The organism is Streptomyces sp. O3 (assembly GCF_054788135.1).
This window is the reverse complement of record NZ_JBTVYK010000074.1, coordinates 20,425-28,101: the sequence shown is the minus strand read 5'-3', so window position 1 is coordinate 28,101 and position 7,677 is coordinate 20,425. Positions and strand designations below refer to the sequence as shown.

The following is a 7,677-nucleotide window of genomic DNA, read 5'->3' as shown; positions in this document are numbered from 1 at the left end:
CCTCACCTCCGTGAGCGGCTGTCCGTTTCCCCGTTGTGGGCATACGTTCCGCAGGGCGGAACGGGTGGGCACAACCCACCGACCCCGGTGACCGGTCTCGCCTGGGCCGCAGGGCGACACCCTCCCCGGAGGGGGACACGGGGCAACCCGTGAAACCAGGGCCCGCAGGGTGATGCCCTCCTCGCGGCGCGGCACTGCGCGATACCGGGCACCGGGGTCACGGGGGTACCCCCGTGACCCGTGGGTGAGGGCGTAGCCCTCACCCACGGATCGGGATGACCGCTGAGACGCGGAAGCCGCCCGCGTCCGTGGGGCCGGACACGAAGACCCCGCCCAGCCCGGTCACCCGCTCCTTCATGCCGACCAGCCCGTTCCCCCCACTCGGCAGCCGCGCGTCATCCGCCGCGGACTCCGGCGCGGCGTCGTTCTCCACCTGCATGGCGACTTCCGACTCGCGGTGCGCCAGCCGGACCCGTACCTTCGCCCCCGGCGCGTGCTTGTGCACATTGGTGAGGCCCTCCTGGATCACCCGGTAGGCCGTCTGCTCGACGTCCGTGCCGTAGGAGCCGGGCTCGCCGTCGACCGAGAGGTCGAGCGCCATCCCGGCGGCACGGGACTGGCCCACCAGTTCCTCCAGGTCGGCCAGGCACGGCCCGTCGTCCTCCTGCGCGCGCGTGGCCGCCGCCGCGGCCGCCACCCCCACCGCGGCGAGCGGCACGGCGGCCGCAGGCGGGGCGGAGGGGGACGCGGGCGCGGTCGCGTCCTGGGTGCGCAGGACGCCGAGCATCTCGCGCAGCTCGGTGAGCGCCTGGCGGCCCATGTCCCCTACTAGCGCGGCGTTCTTGACGGCCTTCTCCGGGTCCTTGCGCGCCACCGCCTGGAGCGCCGCCGCGTGCACCACCATCAGGCTCACCCGGTGGGCGACGACGTCGTGCATCTCGCGCGCGATCCGGGTCCGCTCTTCGTTGCGGGCCCATCCGGCGCGTTCCTCGGCGCGCTCGGCGAGCAGCTGGAGTTCGCGTTCCAGGCTGTCCGCGCGCTCCCTGAGGCTCTCCATCAGCCGTCGCCGCGCGCCCACGTACAGGCCGAACAGCACCGGCGGGGCCGTCACGCCGAGCGACGCCGAGAGCGCGATGAACGGGATGTAGGTCTGGCTGATTTCCAGGACGCCGTCGGCGACGCCCTGGCGGGTCTCCACGAAGGTCACGATGGTGGTGGCGATGACCGACATGCTCGCGAGCACCGCGATGATCCGGCGCGGCGCGTCGGACGCGGCGAGCGTGTAGAGGCCGACCACGGTCAGCAGGATGCTGATGCTGGCCGGGGCCATCGCGATCGAGACCAGCACCACCGGGACCGGCCACCGGCGGCGCAGGACGAGTGTGGCTCCGGCGAGCAGTCCGACGGTCAGCGCGACGGCGACCGGCACGCCGGATCTGCCCGCGAACTCGACGCCGCCGAACGCGCCCTCGGCGGCGGACGCCGTCGCGAGACCGATGTCCAGCGCGGCCCCGCGCCGTCTTTCCCACCACCACGGCCCCCCGGCCGGTTCCTGGTGGTCTACCCCCGTTGTGGTCATGCCTTCCAGCCTACGGGCGGGGGCTCCGTGTTTTCCGGTGGGTTTTCCTCGGGGTCGAGTGTGTGTTCGGCCAGTGTGGTGGGTGGCTTCCGGCCATACCCGTCGCATCGGGGGTGCTCGGTACGGCATAGTGTGTGTGCGGTTCGGCCTGCTGCCCGGTGGGGTGCTGGCCGAGGGCGTTCCATCCCCCGTGGTGTAATTGGCAGCACAGTGGCTTTTGGTGCCATTTGTCCGGGTTCGAGTCCTGGCGGGGGAGCCTGTGGTCAGGGGACTCTTTTCAGGAGGATGAAGCCTCCTGCCTCGGCTGTTTGCGTGTAGCTGGTGTGTGGGTGCAGTCGGGCGGCGTAGGCCGTGGGGTTTTTGAAGCGGCCCGATCTGTTGTCCAGTGCGATGTAGTCCGGTGTGATGTCTTTGGTTCGGCCTACCCAGAAGACGCGGCAGCGTGCGGTGAGTCGGCTGATCGGGCCGATGTTCGCCTCCACCTTCGAGCCGTCGGGTATGCGGTCCAGGAGGCGTTCCGCGGCGGTGACCCGCTCGCTTTTGGTGTAGGTGGCGGGCTCGGCCAGGCGGGCCAGGGGCAGTGTCGTGGTCAGCGCCAGCGACGCGGCGGCGACGGCCGCGGGGAGTTGGCGCGCGTAGGCCCGCAGCCTCGGGCGGGCGCTGTGGGCGCAGCAGGCGATCGCGTCGGCCAGGGCCAGGCTGAGGACCGGCATCAGTACCGCGCTGTAGTGCCAGTCGGTGCCCCAGTAGTGGCTGTCCGACGACAGGAACCGCCAGCCGACGGTCGGCAGCGCGACGATCAGCAGCGGGGAACGCAGCGCCAGCAGTCCGGTCGGCAGCAGCAGCCAGGCGACGGTGCGGAGCTTGGTGCCGACGCCATCGGTGAGACCGCTGCCGCCGTCGACCTTGGTCCAGTAGTCGTACGCGCCCGACGTGTTGAAGGCCGGGATCAGGACGGTGAAGGTGAGCAGCGCGGCGATCGCGCCGAATAGCGTCACACCGATCGCGTACGGCGGGACGCGAGGGGCGGTGCGTCGGGCGCGTACCGCCACGACCAGGGCTATCGCGGCCGTGGTCGCCCCGAGGTCCTCCTTGACCAGCACCAGCGGCAGGGCCCAGCACAGGGCGGCGCGCCAGCGCTCGCGCAGGACGGCCTCCAGGGCGAAGGCGATCATCGGGACGGCGAAGCAGATCTCGTGGAAGTCGAAGTCGACGGCGCGCTGGATGCCCCACGACAGGCCGTACGCGGTCCCCAGCGCGAGCCCGCGCGCCGGGCCGAGCAGCCGGGTCGCGGCGCGGGTGACCGGTACGGCGGACAGCGCGAGCAGCGCGGCCTGCGCGAGCAGCAGCGTGAGAGGGGAGGGGAAGAGCCGGTAGGCGGGGGCGAGCAGCGCGGTGACGGGGCTGAAGTGGTCGCCGAGTATGTGCGCGCCGGGGCCCTTGAGGTCGGCTATGGGCGCTTGGAGGTGCGCGTAGCCGCGTATCGCCTGCTCGAATATGCCCAGATCCCAGGACATGGTCCGCAGCTGCCGGAAGCGGCTCACCGAGATCACGCTGTACGCCGCGAACAGGGCGGCGGCCAGTGTGTACGGGGCCAGGGAGTGGGTGGGGTGCGCCGCTGGCCCGGATGTGCCGGACGGGTCGGGGGCCGCGGCGCGGGGTGGCGCGCTCTGGGCGCTGGTCATGAGGGGAGACCTTAGTGCTTGTGTTCGATGTGCTCGAATTTCTGTGCGGGTCTGGTGCGGGTGACGCGCGTGCGGGGTGCGGGTGGCGGTGTCCCGGTGGCTGTCGGTGGGACGTCGTAGGCTGGGAGCCCCGGCCCGTTCGACGTGTCGGGCGGCTCGCGTTGCCTCCTGCCGCTCGTATGCCTCGGCTCGCCTGGGTCTTTTCTTTTGCCTCCTGGACGGAAACGCCTTCATGAGCCTGCACGGTCTGCTCGACGCCGTCGTCAAGGACGCCGCACTCGCCGAAGCGGTGCAGGCCGCCCAAGACGGCAACCGCATGCACGTCGACCTGGTCGGCCCGCCCGCCGCCCGGCCCTTCGCCGTCGCCGCGCTGGCCCGCGACGCCGAGCGGCCGGTGCTGGCCGTGACGGCCACCGGGCGGGAGGCGGAGGACCTCGCCGCCGCGCTGCGCTCGCTGCTGCCGCCGGACACGGTCGCCGAGTACCCGTCCTGGGAGACCCTGCCGCACGAGCGTCTTTCGCCGCGCTCGGACACCGTCGGCCGCCGCCTCGCCGTGCTGCGCAGACTGACCCACCCGAGCACCGACGACCCGGAGACCGGCCCGGTGTCGGTGGTCGTGGCCCCGGTGCGCTCGGTGCTCCAGCCGCAGGTCAAGGGGCTGGGCGAGCTGGAGCCCGTCAGTCTGCGGCAGGGCGCGTCGGCGGACCTGGGGGAGATCGTCGAGGCGCTCGCGGCCGCCGCGTACGCGCGCGTGGAGCTGGTCGAGAAGCGCGGCGAGTTCGCGGTGCGCGGCGGCATCCTGGACGTCTTCCCGCCGACCGAGGAACACCCGCTGCGGATTGAGTTCTGGGGCGACGAGGTTGAGGAGATTCGCTACTTCAAGGTCGCCGACCAGCGTTCTTTGGAGGTCGCCGAGCACGGTCTGTGGGCGCCGCCCTGCCGTGAGCTGCTGCTGACCGATGACGTACGGGAACGGGCCGCGGCCCTGGCCGAGCGGCACCCGGAGCTCGGCGAGCTGCTCGGCAAGATCGCCGAGGGCATCGCGGTCGAGGGCATGGAGTCGCTGGCTCCGGTGCTGGTCGACGACATGGAGTTGCTGCTCGATGTGCTGCCCGAGGGCAGTATGGCCGTGGTCTGCGACCCCGAGCGGGTGCGGACCCGCGCCGCCGACCTGGTGGCCACCAGCCAGGAGTTCCTCCAGGCCAGCTGGGCGGCGACGGCGGGCGGCGGCGAGGCCCCGATCGATGTGGGCGCGGCCTCGCTGTGGGGGATCGCCGATGTCCGCGACCGGGCCCGTGAGCTGGGCATGATGTGGTGGTCCGTGTCGCCGTTCGCCGCTGACGGCGAGTTCGCCGAGTTCGGGGACTTCGTCGAGGCGGACACCCTCAAGCTCGGGATGCGCGCCCCGGAGACGTACCGCGGCGACACCGCGCGCGCCCTGGCCGACGCCAAGCAGTGGAACGCCGACGGCTGGCGCACGGTCTTCGTCACCGAGGCGCACGGACCGGCCGCCCGCACCGTCGAGATGCTCGGCAACGAAGGGATCGCCGCCCGCCAGGACGCCGACCTCGCGGAGATCTCCCCGTCCGTCGTCCATGTGGCCTGCGGCTCCATCGAGTACGGGTTCGTCGACCCGGCGCTCAAGGTCGCCGTGCTCACCGAGACCGACCTGACCGGGCAGCGGGCGGCGGGCAAGGACGGCACCCGGATGCCCGCCCGGCGCCGTAAGACCATCGACCCGCTCACCCTGGAGCCGGGCGACTACATCGTCCACGAGCAGCACGGCGTCGGCCGGTACATCGAGATGGTGCAGCGCACCGTGCAGGGCGCCACGCGCGAGTACCTGGTCGTCGAGTACGCCCCCGCCAAGCGCGGCCAGCCAGGTGACCGGCTCTACATCCCCACCGACCAGCTGGAGCAGATCACCAAGTACGTCGGCGGCGAGGCCCCGTCCATGCACCGCCTCGGCGGCGCCGACTGGACCAAGACCAAGGCCCGCGCCAAGAAGGCGGTCAAGGAGATCGCGGCCGATCTGATCAAGCTGTACTCCGCGCGGATGGCCGCGCCGGGCCACACCTTCGGCCCGGACACGCCCTGGCAGCGCGAGCTGGAGGACGCCTTCCCGTACGCCGAGACGCCCGACCAGCTGACCACCATCGCCGAGGTCAAGGAGGACATGGAGAAGTCGGTTCCGATGGACCGGCTGATCTGCGGAGACGTCGGTTACGGCAAGACCGAGATCGCGGTGCGGGCCGCCTTCAAGGCGGTCCAGGACGGCAAGCAGGTCGCGGTGCTCGTGCCTACCACCTTGCTGGTGCAGCAGCACTTCGGGACGTTCTCGGAGCGGTACGCGCAGTTCCCGGTCGCGGTGCGGGCGCTGTCCCGCTTCCAGACGGAGACCGAGTCCAAGGCGACCCTGGAGGGGCTGCGGGACGGCTCCGTCGACATCGTCATCGGCACCCACCGGCTGTTCTCGTCCGAGACCAGGTTCAAGGACCTGGGCCTGGTCATCGTCGACGAGGAGCAGCGGTTCGGCGTGGAGCACAAGGAGCAGTTGAAGAAGCTCCGGGCCAACGTCGACGTGCTGACGATGTCGGCCACCCCCATTCCTCGTACGCTCGAGATGGCGGTCACCGGCATCCGCGAGATGTCCACCATCACCACGCCGCCCGAGGAGCGGCACCCGGTGCTGACCTTCGTCGGGCCGTACGAGGAGAAGCAGATCGGCGCCGCGGTCCGCCGTGAACTGCTGCGCGAGGGCCAGGTCTTCTACATCCACAACCGGGTCGAGTCCATCGACCGCGCGGCCGCCCGGCTGCGCGACATCATCCCCGAGGCGCGGATCGCCACGGCGCACGGCCAGATGTCCGAACAGGCCCTGGAACAGGTGGTCGTCGACTTCTGGGAGAAGAAGTTCGACGTGCTGGTGTCGACCACGATCGTCGAGTCCGGCATCGACATCTCCAACGCCAACACCCTGATCGTCGAGCGCGGCGACAACTTCGGCCTCTCCCAGCTGCACCAGCTGCGCGGACGCGTGGGGCGCGGACGGGAGCGCGGCTACGCGTACTTCCTCTACCCGCCGGAGAAGCCGCTCACCGAGACCGCGCACGAACGGCTCGCCACCATCGCCCAGCACACCGAGATGGGCGCGGGCATGTACGTGGCGATGAAGGACCTGGAGATCCGCGGCGCGGGCAACCTGCTCGGCGGCGAGCAGTCGGGGCATATCGCGGGCGTCGGCTTCGACCTGTACGTACGGATGGTGGGCGAGGCCGTCGCCGACTACCGCAAGTCGCTGGAGAGCGGGGAGGCCGAGGAGGAGCCGCCGCTGGAGGTCAAGATCGAGCTGCCGGTCGACGCGCACGTCCCGCACGACTACGCGCCCGGCGAGCGGCTGCGCCTGGCCGCCTACCGGTCCATCGCCTCCGCGAACAGCGAGGCGGACATCGCGTCCGTACGTGAGGAACTCACCGACCGCTACGGCAAGTTGCCCGAACCGGTGGAGAACCTGCTGCTGGTGGCGGGGCTGCGGATGCTCGCGCGGGCGTGCGGAGTCGGCGAGATCGTGCTCCAGGGCGCCAACATCCGGTTCGCGCCGGTGGAGTTGCGCGAGTCCCAGGAACTCCGCCTCAAGCGCCTCTATCCGGGCACGGTCATCAAGCCCGCCAACCACCAGCTCCTGGTGCCGCGCCCGAAGACGGCGAAGGTCGGCGGAAAGCCGCTGGTCGGGCGCGAACTGCTGGCCTGGACTGGCGAGTTCCTGACGACGATCCTGGGGTCGTAGCGCGGCGGGTTGATTTTGCTGGCCGCCGAACTCGACGCCGTCGAGGCGCTGGTGTCCTTCGCGGGGGTCGGCGCGGCCCCGACGCGTGGGAGGCGGCCCGCCAGCGGCTCGCCGCGCGCGGCCTGGTGGACGAGGCGGGCGCGGCGACCGAGGCGGGCCGTGCGCTGCGGGCCGATGTGGAGCGCCGCACGGACGCGGCCTGAGGCGGCTGCTCGTCTGGGCTGGCCGCCCTGGCTATTCTTCCGTCTTCTTCTGCCGGTCGATGCCCATGGCGTCCTTCGCCGCGTCCTGAGCCTTGTCGACCTGGTCCTTGTACTTGTTGTCGGTCTTCTTGTCGATCATGTCGCCCGCGCGGTCCACGGCTGCTTCGCCCATGTGGAGCTTGCTCTTGAGCTTGTCCATGAGGCCCATTCCCAGGGCTCCTTTCCGAGGTGGCGGGGTGGATATGCGGATGTGGAGATATCGGGACACGCTGTGCTTATCCACCCGTATCTCCTCTGACGATACGCCCGGTCGGCGCGGCGCGCCCGTGGGTGTCCGGCGCATCGCGTCGCACCGCCTCGCATCGCGCGCGTACCCGCGACTCTCTCCGAATCGTTGGTCGAATCAGTGGCCGAACCCCCGGC

4 protein-coding genes, 1 tRNA gene and 1 pseudogene are annotated in these 7,677 nt (G+C 71.2%); 3 read left to right on the top strand and 3 right to left on the bottom strand.

The genetic code is table 11. The features are described from left to right. Positions 1 to 259 precede the first annotated feature (259 nt). Positions 260 to 1,579 (bottom strand): sensor histidine kinase, encoded by a 1,320-nt coding sequence (locus tag ACX6XY_RS27510; protein ID WP_460336404.1) that lies wholly within the window; start codon positions 1,577 to 1,579, stop codon positions 260 to 262. A gap of 184 nt (positions 1,580 to 1,763) precedes the next feature. Here ACX6XY_RS27510 and ACX6XY_RS27505 point away from each other — a divergent pair. Next, a tRNA-Gln gene (locus ACX6XY_RS27505) sits at positions 1,764 to 1,835 on the top strand. A 7-nt stretch (positions 1,836 to 1,842) separates the two neighbouring features. On the opposite strand, the gene ACX6XY_RS27500 is transcribed toward ACX6XY_RS27505, so the two are convergent. Then, the gene (locus ACX6XY_RS27500) at positions 1,843 to 3,264 is read right to left on the bottom strand and encodes a DUF2079 domain-containing protein (RefSeq protein ID WP_460336401.1); all 1,422 of its coding nucleotides are present in this window, start codon (positions 3,262 to 3,264) and stop codon (positions 1,843 to 1,845) included. Between the two features lie 232 nt (positions 3,265 to 3,496). Between ACX6XY_RS27500 and mfd the strand changes: the two genes are divergently transcribed. Together mfd and ACX6XY_RS27490 are read left to right on the top strand one after the other, a co-directional pair. Next, complete coding sequence (mfd, locus tag ACX6XY_RS27495; protein WP_460336398.1) at positions 3,497 to 7,051, top strand: transcription-repair coupling factor; 3,555 nt, start codon at positions 3,497 to 3,499, stop codon at positions 7,049 to 7,051. 15 nt (positions 7,052 to 7,066) lie between these two features. After that, positions 7,067 to 7,245: pseudogene (locus ACX6XY_RS27490) on the top strand (helix-turn-helix domain-containing protein); the annotation flags it as partial. A 40-nt stretch (positions 7,246 to 7,285) separates the two neighbouring features. On the opposite strand, the gene ACX6XY_RS27485 reads toward ACX6XY_RS27490, so the two are convergent. Then, positions 7,286 to 7,462, bottom strand: a complete 177-nt coding sequence (locus ACX6XY_RS27485) for an antitoxin (RefSeq protein WP_460336395.1) — start codon at positions 7,460 to 7,462, stop codon at positions 7,286 to 7,288. Positions 7,463 to 7,677 lie beyond the last annotated feature (215 nt).